Raw genomic sequence first — 19,002 nt, 5'->3', positions numbered from 1 at the left:
AGATATTTATGAACAACGGATATAAAAAAACAATCATCGCCTGCTTTACCGGCTATATCGTGCAGGCTATCGTGAATAATTTCGCTCCGCTGCTGTTTCTTACCTTCCACAGCAGCTATGGAATCCCTCTGTCTAAAATAACTATGCTCATTACCATCAATTTTGGCATCCAGCTGGCCGTCGACCTCCTGTCTGCCGGATTGCTTGACAGGATCGGATACCGTGCCTCCATCGTTTTTTCCCATATCTGTTCGGCAGCGGGGCTCATCGCTCTCACCATACTGCCCGATTTATGTCCTGACGCATTTGCCGGGCTTCTGGCAGCGACTGTCATCTATGCTGTTGGCGGAGGCCTGTCTGAAGTTCTGGTAAGTCCGATCATGGAATCCTGTCCCACGGATAATAAAGAGAAGGCCATGAGCCTGCTGCACTCTTTTTATTGCTGGGGCTTGGTGGGAGTTGTTCTGGTCTCTACTGTATTTTTTCAGATATTTGGAATATCCCGCTGGAAAGTGCTCGCGCTGCTGTGGGCCATCCTTCCGGTCGTTAATGCTTTCGTATTCGCCCGGGCGCCGATCGGCACACTGATTGACGAGGGTGAACAGGGCCTGACCATAAAACAGCTGTTCTCTAAGAAAATTTTCTGGGTTCTGATGCTGATGATGCTATGTGCAGGTGCGAGTGAACAAGCCGTCAGCCAATGGGCATCCACTTTTGCCGAAAGCGGGCTCGGAATGAGTAAAACCCTGGGAGATCTGGCCGGTCCCATGGCCTTTGCCGTACTCATGGGCCTTTCAAGAGTTTATTATGGCAAACGCGGGGACAGGATAAATCTCGACCGTTTCATGTCATTTAGCGCAATTTTATGTATCGTCTCCTATCTGTGCATATCCCTGGTGCCAATGCCGGCCCTGGCGCTGGCGGGCTGCGCACTGTGCGGCCTGTCGGTGGGCATTTTGTGGCCGGGTACTTTCAGCAAAGCGGCGGCTTCGATCAGGGGCGGCGGTACCGCCATGTTCGCTCTGCTGGCCCTGGCCGGCGACGCCGGATGTTCCGGCGGACCCACACTGGCCGGCATGGTATCGGGAATGGCCGGCGACAACCTCAGGCTTGGGATTCTGGCGGCCATCATCTTTCCGTTTCTTCTGCTGGCCGGACTTCTGATCTGCAGAAATCTGAAGGCAAAGAGCCGCTGAATCCACTGTTACCAATTAGAAAAGCAGCAGGCTATACACTCTGCTGCTTTTCTATTAAACTCCGGAATATCCATCCGGAGGCTCCTGGGCCTTACCGTCGTTTTCCGGAACATTTTCCTCATCCTTCCAGGTGGGCACCAGATTCTCCACGAGCCGGTTTTTCTTCCCCTTATGCTTCAGGGAAAAATATCCGATCACTGAAAACGTAAACGCGCCGACGAAATTCACCAGCAGATCGTTCATCGTATCGATCAGCCCGATATCCAGATATCCACCCAACCCCAGCTCTTGTCCGTTGACCACCACGCTAGTGATCCCGCGTATCGCCTCAGGCCGGTTCGCACCTGTGGGATTCAGCATTACAGAGCTGATCGCATGCACTACTGTATCTTTCTGCATATCCAGCCCAAAATTCATATCCATAAAATACTCGAAAAATTCCCATACGACACCGATCGTCATGGAGAAACAAAACGCCACCACTGCCAGGAAGACCGGAGATAGCTGAAAGGTGAACCTCTGACTCTTATTCAGCAGATTCACCAGCGAAAAGCCGATGGCTGCCGCCAGGAACCCGTTCAGTGTGTGCAGAATTGTATCCCATTGGGGAAAAATCAGATAATATTTATTAATCTCTCCCAAGATTTCTGCTGCAAAAATGAACATATATATAATTGCTTCCAGGACATCCGGAATATCTATGGACAGCCGCAGCTCCACAACCGAAGGTATGCAAAACAGCAGTAAAGTCAAAAGGCATAGAAACACATTCTCATAGTTCTTATTCAGAAACTGGGCTACCATCACCAGGATAACCAGTCCTCTGAGCACCATATACAGGATAAAAAGCTTCTTATTCTTCTTGATATTCTCCCGCAGCTCTTTTTTCCGGAGCGGCCTCGGCTTCTTCTTGTCGTTCTCCATATACTTCCCTCACTTGTCCTTTCTCATGCGCCAATCTTTCTGAAATACAACTGCAAGCAGCATTTCCTGTCCCAGCCAGTCTAAACACCAGAGATCATGCTGCTCAGGATTCTTTAATCAGAAACAACGCTGTATATGTAACTGTATTTGGTCCATAGTAATACTTCAGATCGTTATCCTGGCAGACCTGGCTGACCAGTAGTCCATAGCCCTCCATAGCCGAAAGCGCTTTATCCGGAAAACGGCAGGGTTTCTCCGGATAAGTGCATTCCTTGCAGAGGTCACAGCCCGCGCTGCAGAGAGGCAGAACGTCTGCATAAATCTCTCTCAGCTCCTTTAAAAATGCAATGCTGTTCTCCTTCTGCCGCTCCTGGCCCTCCATCATTCCCTCATAATCCATGCTGTCTTCCAGCTCTGCCGTGGTCTGAACCAGAATTCCCCAGTCGTACTTTTTCATCCGTTCCGCACATTCTTCAATGGTTCCGCAGCCCGGAGGACATGTCCATGTACGGTCATAGGCGTGGCATTTATCCACCGCGCACATATCACGCACCTCAATCATTGGTTTCAACGTCTCAATCCTGGCCAGACCTGCATGGGAAAATCCCAGTTTGATCGCATCCTGGACCAAATTCTCCTTTTCAAATGCCATAATGATTCATCCTTTCTCATTGCTATTCTATTCCTTCACGCCTGCATGCAGACGGTACTTCCTGATCCTATTTTACCACTGTATCAGTCTCTGCACCAGTGCACATATACTGTTACACAAAGTATACCCACAGGGCACCCCGTAACACATGCCCTGACGGGCGGGGGAACAGCTCATGCTGTTACACAAAAAATTATTTTATCCAGACAGTCTGCCAGTATTTGGTTTACTTTGTCATTCTTCCTGCAGGTCTCTGCCAGCTCAGGAAAAGAGCCGTTTTCTGCGGATTCCCCGCAGATATCTGCCCCAATCACCGGCACGGTGCTTCCAATATGTCTTAACCATCTGATAAGAGTCTCCAGTGTCATATTCCCTTGATCCCAGTTCGTCGGCGCATCTTCCTCTCTCAGTACATCTTTATCAATGGACAAATAAACCGGACGCCTGTTTTCCGGAGGCAAAAGCCGCTCCATCCCCTGTCCAAGGACCGCTTCCTGTTCACCGATAATTTTCACCCGGTCACGATACGCTTCCGGTATCTTCTGATATACCTCCTCCGGCGGGCCGATCAGCCACACATCCTGTAAATATTTCTGCTCCTCCAGAACCTCCAGCAGCCAGCCGCCGCAGGACGTCAGGGGAAGCAGCCCCGGCGGCTGCAGGTCGCTGTGCCTGTCAAACACAGCCAGGTCAAAGGGGCTCCGGATTTTTTCCAGCCAAAACTTTGTCACATAATGGTAATTGCCTGAGTCAAGGAAATGTATCCCTCCTCCCGTATAATCAGACAGCACTCGGCGTATTTCTGATGCCGCCTCTTCTGTACAATAACCGTCCGTCCCTTCCAGAGCAGTAAATGAAATCCAGCAGTCTTTCCGGCTGCACATCCAGGGTTCTCTTTCATAGATGCCGGAAAAATTCAGAACTGTCAAACTCCCCTTACCCTTCATATAATTTCCGCCTTCCATCAGATCAGCCCCAGCCGTTCAAACGCTTGATACAGCCCATCTTCATCTACGCAGCCTGTCACCAGATCGGCAGCGGCTTTCAGGGAATCCGCCGCATTTCCCATAGCTACTCCCGTCGCAGCATATTGAAGCATTTCCAGATCATTTGGACCGTCCCCGATAGCCAGCGTATCCTCCCGGCTGATACCGGAATACTCCAGATACCGTCTCATCCCTTCCGCCTTGTTAATGCCCGCACAGGTAACTTCCCCATCCGACTGGTTCGTCAGTTCGAAGCTGGACGCTGTCACGCAAAAATAAGGGCCCAGAGCTTTTTTTACCTGCTCCACTGTCTCTTCAGACTGATAATAGACCAGCTTTTCCACATCCGTCCGCATACCGGGATTCATATCTTCACAGACTTTGCCGAACATTCTGTCCCTTTCGGCCTCCGCCATAACATCTCCGGCAAATATCCTGTTCCGCTCATCAATCACCCACCTGGATGTATAGATGGCCTGCACCGCCTGCAGGTAATAGGGCGTTCTCTTTGTCTCAAAATACTCTACAGCCTGTGTCAGACGGCCAGGTTCGAGAAAATGGTGAAAAACCACCTGTTCTCCTGCCCTCACATAGGCCCCCGCCCCTGAGATCAGGCCTGCAAACGTACCCTTCAGCATCCATGGGAATATCTGGGAATTCGTCCTTCCCGTACATGGTACCAGCAGGTGTCCGTTCTTTCTTGCCCGTTCGAGCGCGATCTCCGCCGATCTGGGGAATTCCCCCTTAAAATTGGTCATCGTCCCGTCAATATCTAAAAATATTACTTTATTCCTCATATGACTCCTTTTGTGCCAGTTCTCTGCTGCCGTTCATTAATTTTTTCAGACTTCTGAAAAATAGCGTGGCCGTGGTGCTCACCGCAATCAGATCAGCCACAGGCTCCGCCAGAAATACCGCAAACACCTGGTTGCTGATGATCTGCGGCAGGATAAAGATAAGAGGAATGAGCAGAATGACTTTCCGCAGCAGCGCTAAGAACAATGAAACTTTCGCATTTCCCAGCGCTATGAAGGTCTGCTGGCAGGCAATCTGAATGCCATAGATACAGCTGGCTGCCATGTATACCCGCATGGCCCATATTCCCATCGATATATACTCCGCATTCTGCGTGAACATATGCATGAACATCTGTGGAACGATCATCGCCAGCCCCCACAAGACTGTTGAATAAATCACACAGGCCCGTAGCAGGCAATAAAATGCCTTCTTCACCCGCTCCATATTCCCTGCCCCGAAATTGTAGCTGACAATTGGCTGCGCCCCCTGGGTGAGCCCCTGAAGCGGCAGCATGGCAAACTGCATGACGCTGGACAGCACTGTCATCACCCCGACAGCCATGTCACCTCCATATTTATACAGAGATACATTAAAGCTGACAATCAGGGCACTTTCCGTAAACTGCATGATAAAGGGCGAAGCCCCCAGCGCCACGCAGGGCCACAGGACCTTACCGGACAGCTTCAGATATTTCTTCCTGATCCGGAGAAAGCTTTTTCTGGAACACAGGAAATACAGCACCCAGGCAGAGGATACCCCCTGCGAAATCACAGTCGCGACCGCCGCTCCCTGAACCCCCATCTGAAAACCGAACATCAGGATCGGGTCCAGCAGTATATTGCATCCCGCACCTATCATGACGCTGAGCATCCCTGTTTTTGCATAGCCCTGGGCATTGATGAACGCATTCAGCCCAAGCGCCAGCTGAACAAAGATCGTCCCCATGGAATAAATCTGCATATAACTCCATGCGTAACCGATCGTATTCTCACTGGCCCCGAACATCATCAGAACCTGGTAGCCGAATACCTGGAATACAACCGTCAGAACCAGGGCAATGCAGACCAGCGCCGTTGTACAATTCCCCAGGATATTCTCTGCCGCCTCTTTTTTCTGCTTTCCCATCATAATTGATGCTCTGGATGCTCCACCCATGCTGAACAATGCGGCAAAAGCCGATATGACCATAATTACAGAGAGCGTAACGCCGACTCCCGTCAGCGCGGCCGCCCCCACTTCCGGCAAGTGACCGATATACATCCTGTCCACGAGGTTATATAAAAGGTTAATGATCTGCGCCGTTATGGAAGGCACCGCCAGCTTCAGCAGCAGCTTCCCCACGCTTCCCTGTCCCAGATTTACCTCATTACTCATTTTAGGATTACCCACCCGCTGTTTACTCATCGGACGCTTCCCTGCTCTTCCTGGGTTTGACAGGAACCGCTATTTTCCTGACCTCATCACTGAATTCCCTTTTTTCATTTTCTTTCTTAATCCAATCCAAAATTATATCATAGCTCTCCGGCCTGTGCGGATAATTGCACCCCGAACAGTCTTTGATAATTTTCTCTTCTGTTTTCAAAAACCTGGGATTCCCCGGACATTTCTCCCTGAGATAAAACGGGCAATAACAAAAAAGACAGTTAAAATCCTCGATACCTTCATGACAGGGATAATACTCACAGTCCCGGTTCGCAAAAAACCGGCAACAATTTTCCATCTGGCAACACCTCCTGTGCATCATAATCAGACAGCGCCCCATGCGCTGCCATACTATTAAGAATAATACAGCGCGAGTCAAATGTCAAAACATAAACGTTATCAAACAGTGTATGCTGTATAATGATTCACTCTGCAACCAGAATCCTGGTTCCACGATGAATGGAAATCATACTCCTCAGCATAATTTATGTGTCTTCCCAATTCCTGGGAATGGGAGTATACTATTAGTATATTGAAATAGAAGAAAGGAGCACTGATTTATGGAAGAAGTTTTAAAATTTCTGAAAGACAATCCCACTTATTACCTGGCCACAATGGATGGCTCCCAACCCAGAGTGCGGCCCTTTGGTACAATCGCTCTGTTCGAGGGTAGGCTTTATTTTCAGACCGGGCACGTAAAGAATGTTTATGAACAGTTGATTGCCAATCCACAGATTGAAATCTGCGCCTCCTCCCATCAGGGCGGCTGGCTCCGTATTACGGCGACTGCCGTCCGGGACGACAGGAGAGAAGCGCGCGCTGCCGTGCTGGCAGACTATCCTTCTCTGCAGGACATGTACGCTCCTGACGACGGGAACTGTGAAGTTTTCTATCTGAAGGACGCCACTGCTGTCTTTTCATCTTTTACCGCCGAACCCAGAACAATTACATTTTGACCCCCGTGTGTCGGGTGCGCAGGATAAATCATTGGGAATTCCCCCCCCCAAAAAAAACTGCATACATAATTAGCGCCGGAGAAATTCTCCGGCGCTAACCTTTTCAACCGTCTTCAACGCTCTTTGCTGCCGTACAGAGTTAGCCGGCAGACATCTGTACTTCTTTTAATTCATATACTGCGTCCGCAGATACTTTTTCTATTTCCATTGAGAGCAGTATCCCTATTTCGCGTTTTCTGATTTTTATCCACATGTTCAAAATGAGGTACAGAATAATCAATACTCCAAGTATAGAAGTGATAATTAAAAATGAAGATAACCCACTCATGCCTCAGATTGATAGCGGGTTTCCATACTACTGAAATACTGCTTAAGCTCCTCATCATTTCCGCGTTCGATCAAGATTCTTCACTACATGGATGTGTGTTGAAATATCATGACGCAGTTCACGCAGGGATTTAATAGAATTTTCAAGCTCTCTATAATCTTTGTTAAGTTATTTTAATTGTACTATTATTAAATTGGCAAACCGAACTTATCTATGTACGCTGCCTCACCATTTATGTACGCATTCCGTAAAATGCCAACTGAACGGCAGCCACGGGCAAGGGTATCTGCGCTCGCCGCGGCCTGTTTTGTGTCCTTTTACCACGATATATTTTAATAGGCCGATGTGATCCATTTACAAAAAGTCTCATAATTAATTATACTAAAAAACAGCTGAAGTCTCACGACCAATGTCATTAAGCTAAGACATTGCAAAGAGAGAGCGAATAAAAATGAGATCATTTCTAGAAAAAAGAAATGGTCTCTTTTTATGTTTTGACACGACAAAAAGACAGACTCTTTGCCTGTCAAAAAATCATATTCAATTATTGTATTTTATGCTACTCTATAATAGAAACTGGTTGTTTTTCTTGGCGATAGATTGCGTGGCACACTTCTGCCAGGTCGGATGGGCAGAATTAACCTCGCAATCAAAGTTTCAACAGTAGGTGGAGACATATTTCCGCGGAAATATTGCCGACAGATATGAGTAGCAGTAGAAAAATTGGCCTGGTAAGCATATTTTCTACTTTTATTTTCTAAAATCACGTGTGAGATAATCATTTCTGTAAAATTGTACATAATCATTCGAGCAAAAATTTCCTGATAAATGTACTCCACCTTTTTTGCATGAAAATGTAATAGTCCGATCGTGTATTTGAGTTTTCGGAAAGAAGTCTCTATTCCCCAACGCCTTGAATACAGTTTTTTTAATTCTGCAGGCGGGAACTCTTCCATGTCTAAATTCGTAAGGACTGTTTCTATGGTGTTATCAGTTAGTTTGAATCTGACAATTCTAAAAGGTAAAAAATATGGCTTAACAGGAATGGATTTTTTGTTTTTAACTGGCAAATAATCAAAATCTTTGGTAAGCCTTTTGTAACAGTTCTTATCTTTTAATAATTCTTTCATTTCATTGGTTTGCTTTCTAGTAAGATGCATATGAAAGCACAAATCGAATTCCTCTGTATTCGGTAAATCTAATCCACTTGTTATGCCTCCGGTTCCATCTTTTACTCTAAATAGAAATTTCCACCCTTTTTCTTGGATATGAGCGAGACAATTATAAGATTCATATCCCCGATCAGCAAGTACAATAGCGGATAAGATGTTAGTCCGATCAACCATTCGATTCAATGCTCTTTGCTCATTGGACACTTGTTGACCTTCCACAAAAGCATCTACATATGTATGAGAAAGCAAATCATACATAGCATTTAAATGAAGCTGATTATAGGATTTTTTACGCTCTGCATTAGGAAAGTAAGAATTCTTATCTTCTGGATTAATTGGTATTTGAAGTACAGATCCATCTATAGCCAAAAGTCGAAATCCTTTATAGGTTGAGCAAGGATTACAACGAGAATTGAATTCATGAAATAAAAATTCCAAAGTTTCTGAAAGTAATTTATTTCTAGGCTGAACAAATGCAGAAGCTGAGGGAATATCTTGTGCACATTGAAAATAGTCTAATAATTCATTTGGGATGCTTTTACTAGCAAGAGAAAGAATAATAGAAAGTGTTTTCTTAAATCCTAATTTCGATTTTCTTGAAAAATCGCTTTGTGGATTATTAGAAAATAGCCAAGAACATTCGTCCATTTCATCAAGAATGTCCCTGAAGGTTGTTTGAAAAAACGTTAAAGGTTGTGCCATGATGTGCCTCCTTGTAATACGAAATATGGTTCTTAATTACAAGGGCTTGCTTTCGCTCTTTTTAGCGAAAGCAAGCCGCACAATTCACACTGTTTGTCAACTGAATTTTAAAATATTACAAAAAAACACAGAGTACAGTTTTAACTCATACTCTGTGTTTTTTTCTGCTATGCCTCTAATGTCTTAGCTTAATGACATTGGTCTCACGACCTCAGCTGTTTTTCTTTTAGAGGAGTTTTTTCAGTCTTTTTAATCATTCACCAGCATGGCGCAGATACCTCTGCTCCTCTGCCTTCTGAAAACAGCCGATGATTTTCTGTTCCATCTCCCTCCTCTCCAGCCCGAAGGAGAGAGACAGCTCACCGTACAGCCGTTCTTCCGCCTCTCTCAGATATCTCTCATCCACCGCGGTAAATTTCCGGCCCTGGGCCATCCTCTGTCTCCGTTTGAAATAAAGAGTCTTCATCATGCCGATCCACTGCCGGCAGTCACATGCTTTCATGACCTCTTTATACTTTTCTTCCCGGAGCTTCTCATTGGGGATCCAGATCTGTTCAATATCAGGAATCTCCTCCAGCAAGGCTTCCGCCTCCTTGCGGGTCAGGATCTTCCGGATATATACTTTATTGTTGTCCACAGGAGAGTAGATCTTGCTCTCCCTTGTACCCAGCGGCTGAAGCACATAATACAAGCGGTTCCTGTCGCTTCCGGGGATGTCCAGATGGGACACATCCTCTATGAAACAGGCACCGTTGTTCCCGTGAATGACATATTCGCCCTTTTGAAACATTTTCCACACTCCTTTGTCTGAATTCCACTATCGCCAATTAAAGATTCCTGCGCTGACAGCGGCTCTGTACACATGTACTTTCACCATGCCGCCCTGACATAATTTTACCAAATTATCAGGCTTCCCGTAAGCGGTTTTTCTGATTCAGAACAAAGTTTGTTAACTTTATGCAATCAATCTCCCACTCATATTGTGCATTTTTACACTGATGTTTCCTTCCTGAAGCCCGGAATCCTCCTTCTCACACAGAGATAACAGACCACATGGGCCGCGAAGGTGAGAATCCAGGAGATCGGATAAGACAGATATATGACGGTTATCGTATGGTACCCATCCATCTTAAATATAGTGGCCAGCCACAAGATACGGAATCCACAAGCGCCGATCAGCGATACCGCCATCGGCAGGATAGAATATCCGATCCCGCGCAGCACGCCTACCATGACGTCCATCATCCCGCACAGGGCATAAGTCCCCGCGATGACCCGGAGCCGTCTCATTCCCGCCTCAATGACCATACTGCTGGATGAATAGATGGACAGCAGCTGATTCCCGAAAAGTACGCAGAGATTTCCCATCACAACGCCCACCACAATTACACACAACTGCCCTGACAGCAGGATTTTGTTAATTCTCTTGAAATTTCCGGCGCCCATGTTTTGGCTCGTAAATGATATTTCCGCCTGATAAAGGGCATTCATGGCAAAGTACACGAAGCTTTCAATATTTCCAGCCGCCGCATTGCCTGCAATGACCGTCGCCCCGAACCCGTTGATGGAGGACTGGATCAACACATTAGACAGTGCAAAAATAACGCCCTGCAGCCCTGCAGGCAGGCCTACCTTCACGATCTGTACCAGCTTATCCCGGTCAATGGCCAGCTCACGCAGCACCAGCCGTATCCCGGTCTGCTCCTTCATGAGGCACCGGAGAATCAAAAGCGCAGAAATACACTGGGAAATCACCGTAGCCAGCGCAACCCCCGCCACGTCCATCTTCAGGACAATTACGAAGAACAGATTCAACACTACATTGACAATTCCCGCTCCCAGCAGATAATACAGCGGCCGTTTCGTATCCCCGACCGCCCGCAGAACGGCGCTGCCGAAATTGTAAATCATAGTAGCCGGCATTCCTACAAAATAAATCCTCAGATACAGTGATGCCAGTCCCAGCACCTCCGGCGGCGACTGCATCAGCTCCAAAAGCTGTCTGGCAAAAGCCAGGCCCGCAGCCATCAGGATGATTCCGCTGTATATACTCAGCAGCATGGCGGTATGTACGGCCCTGTGCAGCTCTTTCTCCTGTTTCGCCCCGTAGAAGCGGGCCACAAGCACATTGGCGCCTACGGAAAGGCCGATGAATAGATTAGTCAGCAGGCTGATCAGCGAAGCATTGGAGCCGACCGCAGCCAGTGAATTATCTCCCGCAAACTTTCCAACCACCACAATGTCGGCCGCATTGAACAGCAGCTGCAGTATACTGGAACACATCAATGGAACCGCAAATAACAACATCTTCCGGAGGATGGGACCATTGCACATATCAATCTCATATCTCCGGCTCCGCTTTTCATTCATAATTCTGTTTATCCCCCTGGGATTTTATTTTAAAAATCCCTCGACTATCTTCTGTTCTGCTTCTTCTTCCGTCAGGCCCAGCGTCCGCAGCTTGATGATCTGTTCTCCGGCAATCTTGCCGATTGCCGCTTCATGGATCAGAGAGGCGTCAATATCTCCGGCATACAGCTCCGGAGCCGCATTCACCTTTCCGTTCCCGATCAGAATTGCGTCGCATTCCGAGTGACCGGTACAACGGCAGTTCCCCTGGATCCTGGAATGATACTCCTGACAGGAATCACCCTTTGCCACTGAACGGGAAATCAGATCCACCCCGGAATCCTCCCCGTCCATGGACACTTCAAAATCTGTCGCCGCCCGTTCACAGCCATCTGTCAATATCCTCTCATGAATGATCAGCCTTGCGCCCGCTCCCAGGACTGCCCTCGTGGTTCTTCTGGTATCATCCACCCCGCCGATCTGTATGGTATCCATCTCCATTACAGCTTCCTCTGCAAGATTCGCGTCCGTCACCGGATTGATTTTCTTAAGCCCGGTTCCCGTCCCCGTTCCTATGTGCTTCTCTTTATAAAGGACATGGGAGCCTTTGCCCAGGAAAAACCGGTGGATGCCGTTGTGTTTGGCCTCTCCCTCATTATCCGTATGGACACCGCAGCCCGCCACAATGGTGACGTCCGCTCCCTCACCCACATAAAAATCATTGTATACCAGATCGTCCACATTACCTTTCGTCACACAGGCTGGTATATATACAGTCTCCCCACGTGTATCCGGGCTGATGTGGATGACCAGTCCTGGTCCGTCCTCTTTAGACTCGATCCTGATATTTTCCGATGACCGGCGTCCCGCGCACTGGCCGTCTTCCCGGATATTATAAGCTCCCTTAAAGTTTCCCTTCCAGTCAGAAACTGTCTTCAGCAAAGCTTCTGTGATTCTGTTCATTTCGCACAGCTCCTTTCCTGTTTCTGGGGACAACGGCTGGCCTTCTCTTCTGCCAGCAGCCTCGGGAGAATGATCTCCCTGTCGCCCGCCGTGCGGACTTTCCCGCCGGCAATGACCACGATACGGTCTGCAATCTCCAGAATCCGCTCCTGATGTGAGATCACCAGCAGCGCCTCTCCCTTCTGCTGCTTCAGCCGCTGGAACACTTCAATCAGATTCGTAAAGCTCCACAGGTCAATACCTGCCTCCGGTTCGTCAAATACCCGAATCCTGGCGTTTTTCCGTGCCAGCACTGTGGCAATCTCTATCCGCTTGCCCTCGCCTCCTGACAGGCTGGCATCCACAACCCGGTCCACGTATTCTTCCGCACACAGTCCTACTTCCCCCAGATACCGGCAGATCCTCTCCATGCCCAGCTTCTCTTCCGCAGCGATTTCCAACAGGTCCCGGACGGTCAGCCCCTTAAAACGGACCGGCTGCTGAAACGCGTAGCTGATCCCATGCCTGGCCCGTTCTGTCATGTCCCAGGAGGTGATATCTTCCCCGTCCAGGCACAGCCTGCCCTCCGTGGGCATAGCAAGCCCGGCTATGATCTTGGCCAGAGAGGTCTTTCCCCCTCCGTTCGGCCCTGTTACCACTGTCATCTTCCCGTCCGGGACTTCCAGGGTAATATTTTTAAGGATTTCGTCTCCCTCAGGAAGCTGCCATCCAATCTTATCAAGTACCAACATATGTGTTCCCTTCTTTCTTCTTCCTGTATCAACCTCATTATAATCACACCCCTCAGACATCGTCAAGGGAAACCGCAAATCCTTCTTCCTGTAAGATTCTTTCTGCTATTTCGGCGGCCTGGCCGCCGGTACAGCCGTCTCTGCCCTGGATGTAAGAGACGAATACAATCTGCTCCCCTCCGGATTCCAGCATACCCGCAAACCAGCCCCTGATATCTTTTCCGTCCACCCTTCCTGTCCCTGTCTTTCCATAAAGAGCCAGCTCCCCATTTTTCTGGAGGCAGAGAGCATTTTTCAAAGTCCGGACGTGTTCCGGCTGAATCTCTGCTTCTCGGCTGAACACCTTTCCCAACAGAGCCGCCTGCTCCAGCGGGGATATTTTCAGTGAGGATTCCAGCCAGCTGCTCTGGACGCCGCCGGATAGGTCCTGGTTTCCATATCCCAGCTCCTGCAAGAACTCTTCCAGCCGTACCATTCCGGCCTGGCCGTCCAGCCGCTGAAAGTACCAGTTTACTGAATCCGCCATGGCACTGTTCAAGTCCTGATCCCTCTCCCAGCGGGCAAACGGCTGCTCTGTCCCGTCCCATCTCCGGAGAGAATTCTCTCCGGAGATGTGGCCTTCCTCCAGAGCCAGGAGCGCGCTGTATATCTTATAGGTAGAATCTGGCGAAACCCGCGTCCTGCCCAAGACCTGGTTGTACACCTGGCATTGTCCACTCTGCGGATGATAGAGCACGAATGAGCCTTCCTGTCCTTCAAAAGCGTCTTCCCACTGTTTTTCCTCCTGGATCACCCCGCTGATTTCCCCTGGAACCTCCGGCCCGGCCGCCGCTGTTTCCCCGTCCGCCAACCAGGGCAGCGCTGCTGCCAGGCATGCTGTCAGGAACAGGAGCATCAGGCAGCCTTTTCTCTTATCTGCCCTGGATTTTCTTCGATATCCGGCAATCTGCAGCGTTCTTTCCCGTATCTGCTTAGCCGGCCCGCCCCAGTCCGCCGCAGCCTGCAGAATATTCCCGTTAAATCTCTCTGCCAGCTTCAGCAGCGTATAGCCGTATTCCAGCCCCGCTTCCTCCGGAAGCTGCTTTAAGACCCTGGCGTCACACGCTGTCTCCATATCCCGGCGGAACTGCTTCAACCCCCATTTCACCAATGGCTGATACCAGTACAGTACCCGGAAAATACCCATGCAAAAAAGGGTCAGCAGATCTCTGTGCGCGCAGTGCTCCAGCTCATGGAGCAGCACATACTTAAGATCCTCCTGACCAATTTTCCTCTCCAGGCCTTCCGGTAAAACCACCTTCGGCCTGAGAAGGCCTGCTGTGAACGGAGATTTGACCTGGCTGCTGCTCACAAGAAGAACTCTTCTTTCTGCGCCCGTCTGCCTCCTGCAGCAGCTGAACATTTCCCGCATCTTCCCGTCTCTGACCTCTCTGGCAGAAGCCAGAATCTTATGTAACCTGAGTTGCTCCCTGCACACCAGAGCCAAAGACACAGCCAGCCCCGCAATCCACAGCGCGAAAACTACCCTGTCCCAGTCCGGCAGTCCCCCGCTCCGGACAGAAACTGCATAATCATCAGATAACCCCCCCCCCGCTGCTTCCACACCTCCGATGCTCGTTGCCCCACCCGGTCCTCCGGCCTGTCCCCCCAGGAATTCCTGCCAGGGATACCATCCGGACAGCCTCTGAACAGGAAGAAAAGGAAACAGCAGCGCCGCCAGATACAGATACCAGAGACGGCAGCGCTCCTCTGCCATATTCCTCCTGCAGAATAAATAGCGCACCAGCAGCAGAAGTCCCAGAAACGCTGCCAGAATCACATGATTTTCAATCCATTGCCATACGATCCCCGGATTCATCGATCAGCCTCCTGTCCCTTTCTGCGGTCCAAGATCGCACGCAGTTCTTCCAGCTCCTCCCCAGACACATCTTCCTCTTCCAGATAGCTGGCGAACAGCGGCATAATGCTCCCTCCAAAATACTGTTCCAGAAAGCTTTTACTTTTCTGGCCCAGATATTCTTCTTCTGAAATCAACGGAAAATACTCAAACATCCTGCCCCGCTTCCGGTAATCCAAGACACCTTTTTTTACAAGCCTCTTTAACAGCGTATGGACGGTGTTGGGCTGCCAGTCTGTCACCGGAAGAATCCGTTCTACTATCTCATTCGTACCGGCCGGCGACTGCCGCCAGACCGCCTTCATCACTTCATATTCCGCCTCTGAAATCTGCGGCAGCTTCTTCATTGTTCCCCTCCTCTGTACACAGCCCGGCAATCTCCGGAGCTTTATTTCGTCCATGCAGCCAGCAATTCCTTTTCCTGGCCGATTAAGTAGTTACTTCCGCCCCGGTCCTTCACATCCTCTGCCATGCTGACCAGCAGAAGGCCATTCTCCCGTGCCGGGTCCGCAGTAAATACTGCAAGCCATCCCAGCTCCGTACCCCCGGTATCTTCTTTGCTGTCCTTAATCTCAGCCGTGCCTGTCTTAGCCGCCAAAACGACTCCTTCCACACGGGCGCCATGCCCCGTCCCATTCTCTGACTCAATCACCTGGATCAGACTGCTGCGGACCGTCTCTGCCGCTTCTGCGGTAAACGCGTCCCTGATCCAATATTCTGGCGCGCCCGTCTCCGGATATTCCAGCACCGGACGTATCATGCTGCCTCCGTTCACAAAAGCCGAATACACTGCCGCCATATGGATGGGATTCACCAGCACTTCCCCCTGACCGTAACCTGTGTCCGCCAGCAGTATGTCATCTGACAGACTTCCCCCCTCATTCACATATTGAGAGGGAGTTGTTCCAAACACAAAGGGTACCTCCTCCTGAAATCCAATCCTGTCAAACTGTTCTGCCAGAACATCCCCTCCGATCTGCAGAGCTGCTTTGGCAAAATAGATATTGTCCGAATATATCAGCGCATTTTTCAGATTGGACGGCTCAGGATATTCATGCATGGTGGTGACCATATAGCTGCCCCAGCTGTCATCCTTCTGCCAGCTGGTCCCGCTCTTGCCCAGATCCGCATCCGGGTCCAGCTTGCCCGTGGACAGCCCGATGGCCGCGATCACCGGTTTAAAAGAAGAACCGGGTGCAAAGGACGCCTTAAAACGGTTATACATCGGCTGATCCGGATTATCATTCAGGGCGTTCCACTGGTTTTCCGACATCCCCAGGACAAAAGAGCTGCTGTCATAGGAGGGAGTGCTGACCAGGGCGAGCACCTCGCCAGTCTTCGGGTTCATGGCCACATGACAGCTCTTATCCTGGGCGAAAGCATCATACAGGTCATTCTGCAGCTGGTAATCAATCGTTACCGTGATGTCTTCTCCGTCCTGCTTCTCCCGGTATGCGAGGTTTTCCTTTTCCTCCCCGTTCTGGTCCTCTATATAGATCCGGCAGCCATCAGTACCGTGAAGCCGGTCTTCATACAGCTTTTCAAGCCCTGCCTTCCCAATCCGGCTCTGGCTGGTATAACCCTTATCCGGATTTGCCTCCAGGTCCTCAGCTGTGACCGCCTGCACATAGCCCACCAGCAACCCCGCTTTTTCTCCCAATGGATATACTCTGTCTTCAGTATCTGTAATCATAACTCCCGGTATGGCCAGTAATTCCTGCTCCAACTGGCTCCCGGGCGCGCCTGCCTCCCCCAACAGGGCATTTTCCACGCCGCTTTTCTTAATCTTTCTCACCGGGACAAATGTATCCTCCTTCACCCAGGATTGCTGCAGTGCCTCCTGAATCCCTTCTTCTGTGGTATCCAGCAGCCCTGCCAGCCTTCGGATATCCTCCGATGGTTCCTCAGACATTTTACCGGGAATCAGTCCCACCGAAGAAACAGTCCCCTGCCCAGCTAGCACCAGCCCGTTTCTGTCATAAATTGTCCCTCTCTGAGCCTTTAATTCCTCAACCCTCACCCTGTCTGTGGACAAAAGATCCGGAAAAATCAGGCTGTCATCCCACTGCAAGTAATAACCGTCTTTTTCCTTCGTAAAGCGGGCATGATTATTAAATGTAACTGTGCCGGCTTCCGTCTCCATGGAAACGGAATAAGCCACTTCATTCTCTTCTGATTCCGCACCGGATATGGTGACCTGAAGTCCGGTTGTCCCGATGCCCTCATAAATATTCTGGTTCCTAGAGATGAAATCTTCCCGGCTGATGATCCTCCGGCTCGTATCATCCAAATACTGATACATCCTGTCATAGTCCTTTTCCAATATACAGCTCATATATCCTTCCAGAACCTCGTCCGCTGAAGGAAAGCTCCGGAATACACCACGCAGCATCAGCGCGGCTGCAACCACCACAACCCCGACAGCCAAAAAGATGGTGAATACTCCTATTTTTCTTTTTTTATGTTTCATTATCCGCCTCCTAAATATTACACTTGTAATATTTAGAAACATTTTATTCTAATTTTTGTACAAAGTCAAGTAAAAAAGGTATTCACAAAATCAAATCTTTATGTTATAATGAGCGCTAGTGAGACTCATGGGGCATTAGCGCAGCTGGGAGCGCGCCACAATGGCATTGTGGAGGCCACGGGTTCGAATCCCGTATGCTCCATTATATGATACCGCCTGAAACAGGCGGTTTTTTAACGTTTTAGAGACATGATATCCCATTCGTCCAGTTTAATCTCTTCTCCCGTATATGCCTTTAATGATTCAAGCATATCAACTATAAAAACAAACCGATTGCCAGGTACATTATCAATTTGCTGTATCATCCACTATTTTATTTGACGCTTACGACATATCTATTTTTGTATTGATGATGCAAAAAATATTGGAAAATTTCATATACATTATATATTTGTCAATTGAGTATGTCTACAAAAGCCCAATAGCAAATCATTACTTTGCACATTTTTTAATATATTGAATAAATGTATCCAAAATCAACAATTAACAGTTTAAAATGGGCATCTATATTTTTATATTTATCCAACAATCAGAAAGTTTAAATCCTGCACAAACCCCTGTTTTATACCTCACTGCCTCTAGGATTTCCAGGAATATATTTTTCAAAATCTGCAAACAAAAACAGCGGAAGCTTTGATATATTAGCGTTCCTGTCATATGCACCTGGCTCGCTCATATGAGTGAGATGAAAACCCTTTTCTGAAGCGAGATTGAAATAAACAGAAACAGGCCGGTGAAAATGGGTCGTCTTTCCGCAAAATTCATGTTCTATCTGATAAATGTCCGTATAATCTCTGATGATTTTGGCACTCTTTATATTGTTTTGATTACTGATCCAATCACCTGGATAAACTGCAGGATGTATGATCCCCAGATAAAGGATTCCGTTCTCTTTAAGAATTCTGGAAAACTCTTGTAATACGGTACGGATATCAGGAATATCCATGAGCACCTGGTTGCAGAACACCAGATCAAACTGTCCGTCGCTATAAGGCAGCTTTTTCTGGAGATCCGTCAGATGAAAGGAGCATTCCGGATATTTCTTTTCCGCAATTTTTAACATTGCAGCCGAACCGTCACATCCGACCGCGTCAGCCCCTATCTCCCTGAAATACTCTGTAAAAACACCGTATCCGCATCCGGCATCCAGCACTGTCTTACCTTCTAAACCGGTGAACCTCTTTCTCACCTCCGCTTTGCTCAGTTCAGCATTCACAGACGACTCCTGTTCTGCCGCATACCGCTCCGCTGCATGATTCCACTGTGCCAGAATTTCATTCATAGCTGCCCTCCTCAAATTTATTGTTTTGTCTTAATAGATACTTTGGAGTCTACCCAAAGGGCATACACCGCGGATAAACTGGAGTATATTTTTACAATTGCAACTTAACATCTT

At 48.6% G+C, this 19,002-nt stretch carries 17 protein-coding genes and 1 tRNA gene; 3 read left to right on the top strand and 15 right to left on the bottom strand.

Annotated features, from left to right (window positions below; translation table 11 throughout):
* Nucleotides 1-8 precede the first annotated feature (8 nt).
* On the top strand, nt 9-1,196 hold the full coding sequence (locus H9Q79_RS02840) for an MFS transporter (RefSeq protein ID WP_249329152.1): 1,188 nt from the start codon (nt 9-11) through the stop codon (nt 1,194-1,196).
* A gap of 54 nt (nt 1,197-1,250) precedes the next feature.
* Here H9Q79_RS02840 and H9Q79_RS02835 read toward each other — a convergent pair whose 3' ends face one another.
* The 6 genes from H9Q79_RS02835 to H9Q79_RS02810 form a co-directional block, all read right to left on the bottom strand.
* Entirely contained in the window at nt 1,251-2,120 is an 870-nt protein-coding gene (locus H9Q79_RS02835) for a DUF2238 domain-containing protein (protein ID WP_118642193.1), read from the bottom strand.
* Between the two features lie 103 nt (nt 2,121-2,223).
* A complete protein-coding gene (locus H9Q79_RS02830; protein WP_118642195.1) occupies nt 2,224-2,772 on the bottom strand; it encodes a DUF2284 domain-containing protein in 549 nt (182 codons plus the stop codon).
* A 173-nt stretch (nt 2,773-2,945) separates the two neighbouring features.
* Nucleotides 2,946-3,719, bottom strand: coding sequence for an arginase family protein (locus H9Q79_RS02825; RefSeq protein ID WP_249329151.1), 774 nt, complete (start codon nt 3,717-3,719; stop codon nt 2,946-2,948).
* Nucleotides 3,720-3,736: 17 nt separating this feature from the next.
* Nucleotides 3,737-4,555: an HAD family hydrolase gene (locus H9Q79_RS02820; RefSeq protein ID WP_118642199.1), complete on the bottom strand. Its 819-nt coding sequence runs from the start codon at nt 4,553-4,555 to the stop codon at nt 3,737-3,739.
* Nucleotides 4,545-5,960 (bottom strand): MATE family efflux transporter, encoded by a 1,416-nt coding sequence (locus H9Q79_RS02815; protein ID WP_249329150.1) that lies wholly within the window; start codon nt 5,958-5,960, stop codon nt 4,545-4,547. Before H9Q79_RS02815 ends, H9Q79_RS02820 begins: the two co-directional genes overlap by 11 nt.
* A complete protein-coding gene (locus H9Q79_RS02810) occupies nt 5,953-6,276 on the bottom strand; it encodes a cysteine-rich small domain-containing protein (RefSeq protein ID WP_118642201.1) in 324 nt (107 codons plus the stop codon). The genes H9Q79_RS02815 and H9Q79_RS02810 overlap by 8 nt, the downstream gene beginning before the upstream one ends.
* 262 nt (nt 6,277-6,538) lie before the next feature.
* On the opposite strand from H9Q79_RS02810, the gene H9Q79_RS02805 reads away from it, so the two are divergent.
* Complete coding sequence (locus H9Q79_RS02805; protein WP_118642203.1) at nt 6,539-6,934, top strand: pyridoxamine 5'-phosphate oxidase family protein; 396 nt, start codon at nt 6,539-6,541, stop codon at nt 6,932-6,934.
* Nucleotides 6,935-7,816: 882 nt separating this feature from the next.
* Here H9Q79_RS02805 and H9Q79_RS02800 read toward each other — a convergent pair.
* The 8 genes from H9Q79_RS02800 to H9Q79_RS02765 form a co-directional block, all read right to left on the bottom strand.
* Nucleotides 7,817-9,136 (bottom strand): IS4 family transposase, encoded by a 1,320-nt coding sequence (locus H9Q79_RS02800; RefSeq protein WP_249329149.1) that lies wholly within the window; start codon nt 9,134-9,136, stop codon nt 7,817-7,819.
* 253 nt (nt 9,137-9,389) lie between these two features.
* Nucleotides 9,390-9,926 (bottom strand): CarD family transcriptional regulator, encoded by a 537-nt coding sequence (locus H9Q79_RS02795; RefSeq protein ID WP_249329148.1) that lies wholly within the window; start codon nt 9,924-9,926, stop codon nt 9,390-9,392.
* A gap of 200 nt (nt 9,927-10,126) precedes the next feature.
* A complete protein-coding gene (locus H9Q79_RS02790; RefSeq protein ID WP_118642207.1) occupies nt 10,127-11,506 on the bottom strand; it encodes an MATE family efflux transporter in 1,380 nt (459 codons plus the stop codon).
* A 24-nt stretch (nt 11,507-11,530) separates the two neighbouring features.
* Entirely contained in the window at nt 11,531-12,448 is a 918-nt protein-coding gene (locus tag H9Q79_RS02785) for a SufB/SufD family protein (RefSeq protein WP_118642209.1), read from the bottom strand.
* The gene (locus H9Q79_RS02780; protein ID WP_118642500.1) at nt 12,445-13,179 is read right to left on the bottom strand and encodes an ABC transporter ATP-binding protein; all 735 of its coding nucleotides are present in this window, start codon (nt 13,177-13,179) and stop codon (nt 12,445-12,447) included. Before H9Q79_RS02780 ends, H9Q79_RS02785 begins: the two co-directional genes overlap by 4 nt.
* 52 nt (nt 13,180-13,231) lie before the next feature.
* Complete coding sequence (locus H9Q79_RS02775; RefSeq protein WP_249329147.1) at nt 13,232-15,037, bottom strand: BlaR1 family beta-lactam sensor/signal transducer; 1,806 nt, start codon at nt 15,035-15,037, stop codon at nt 13,232-13,234.
* Complete coding sequence (locus tag H9Q79_RS02770; RefSeq protein WP_118642213.1) at nt 15,034-15,423, bottom strand: BlaI/MecI/CopY family transcriptional regulator; 390 nt, start codon at nt 15,421-15,423, stop codon at nt 15,034-15,036. The genes H9Q79_RS02775 and H9Q79_RS02770 overlap by 4 nt, the downstream gene beginning before the upstream one ends.
* A gap of 41 nt (nt 15,424-15,464) precedes the next feature.
* Complete coding sequence (locus H9Q79_RS02765; protein ID WP_118642215.1) at nt 15,465-17,546, bottom strand: penicillin-binding transpeptidase domain-containing protein; 2,082 nt, start codon at nt 17,544-17,546, stop codon at nt 15,465-15,467.
* Between the two features lie 129 nt (nt 17,547-17,675).
* Between H9Q79_RS02765 and H9Q79_RS02760 the strand changes: the two genes are divergently transcribed.
* Nucleotides 17,676-17,748: transfer RNA gene (locus H9Q79_RS02760), tRNA-Ala, on the top strand.
* Nucleotides 17,749-18,168: 420 nt separating this feature from the next.
* Here H9Q79_RS02760 and H9Q79_RS02755 read toward each other — a convergent pair.
* Entirely contained in the window at nt 18,169-18,888 is a 720-nt protein-coding gene (locus tag H9Q79_RS02755) for a class I SAM-dependent methyltransferase (RefSeq protein WP_249329146.1), read from the bottom strand.
* Between the last annotated feature and the right edge of the window lie 114 nt (nt 18,889-19,002).

It is taken from the genome of Wansuia hejianensis (genome assembly GCF_014337215.1).
Lineage (GTDB): Bacteria > Bacillota > Clostridia > Lachnospirales > Lachnospiraceae > Scatomonas > Scatomonas hejianensis.
Note: the sequence above shows the minus strand (reverse complement) of the source record. Positions and strands in the feature narration are given on the sequence as shown.

Excerpts from the sequence above, each read along its gene's own strand:
- H9Q79_RS02840 (WP_249329152.1), top strand. The coding sequence starts at position 9 with ATGAACAACGGATATAAAAAAACAATCATCGCCTGCTTTACCGGCTAT.
- H9Q79_RS02835 (WP_118642193.1), bottom strand. The coding sequence starts at position 2,120 with ATGGAGAACGACAAGAAGAAGCCGAGGCCGCTCCGGAAAAAAGAGCTG.
- H9Q79_RS02830 (WP_118642195.1), bottom strand. The coding sequence starts at position 2,772 with ATGGCATTTGAAAAGGAGAATTTGGTCCAGGATGCGATCAAACTGGGA.
- H9Q79_RS02825 (WP_249329151.1), bottom strand. The coding sequence starts at position 3,719 with ATGAAGGGTAAGGGGAGTTTGACAGTTCTGAATTTTTCCGGCATCTAT.
- H9Q79_RS02820 (WP_118642199.1), bottom strand. The coding sequence starts at position 4,555 with ATGAGGAATAAAGTAATATTTTTAGATATTGACGGGACGATGACCAAT.
- H9Q79_RS02815 (WP_249329150.1), bottom strand. The coding sequence starts at position 5,960 with ATGAGTAAACAGCGGGTGGGTAATCCTAAAATGAGTAATGAGGTAAAT.
- H9Q79_RS02810 (WP_118642201.1), bottom strand. The coding sequence starts at position 6,276 with ATGGAAAATTGTTGCCGGTTTTTTGCGAACCGGGACTGTGAGTATTAT.
- H9Q79_RS02805 (WP_118642203.1), top strand. The coding sequence starts at position 6,539 with ATGGAAGAAGTTTTAAAATTTCTGAAAGACAATCCCACTTATTACCTG.
- H9Q79_RS02800 (WP_249329149.1), bottom strand. The coding sequence starts at position 9,136 with ATGGCACAACCTTTAACGTTTTTTCAAACAACCTTCAGGGACATTCTT.
- H9Q79_RS02795 (WP_249329148.1), bottom strand. The coding sequence starts at position 9,926 with ATGTTTCAAAAGGGCGAATATGTCATTCACGGGAACAACGGTGCCTGT.
- H9Q79_RS02790 (WP_118642207.1), bottom strand. The coding sequence starts at position 11,506 with ATGAATGAAAAGCGGAGCCGGAGATATGAGATTGATATGTGCAATGGT.
- H9Q79_RS02785 (WP_118642209.1), bottom strand. The coding sequence starts at position 12,448 with ATGAACAGAATCACAGAAGCTTTGCTGAAGACAGTTTCTGACTGGAAG.
- H9Q79_RS02780 (WP_118642500.1), bottom strand. The coding sequence starts at position 13,179 with ATGTTGGTACTTGATAAGATTGGATGGCAGCTTCCTGAGGGAGACGAA.
- H9Q79_RS02775 (WP_249329147.1), bottom strand. The coding sequence starts at position 15,037 with ATGAATCCGGGGATCGTATGGCAATGGATTGAAAATCATGTGATTCTG.
- H9Q79_RS02770 (WP_118642213.1), bottom strand. The coding sequence starts at position 15,423 with ATGAAGAAGCTGCCGCAGATTTCAGAGGCGGAATATGAAGTGATGAAG.
- H9Q79_RS02765 (WP_118642215.1), bottom strand. The coding sequence starts at position 17,546 with ATGAAACATAAAAAAAGAAAAATAGGAGTATTCACCATCTTTTTGGCT.
- H9Q79_RS02755 (WP_249329146.1), bottom strand. The coding sequence starts at position 18,888 with ATGAATGAAATTCTGGCACAGTGGAATCATGCAGCGGAGCGGTATGCG.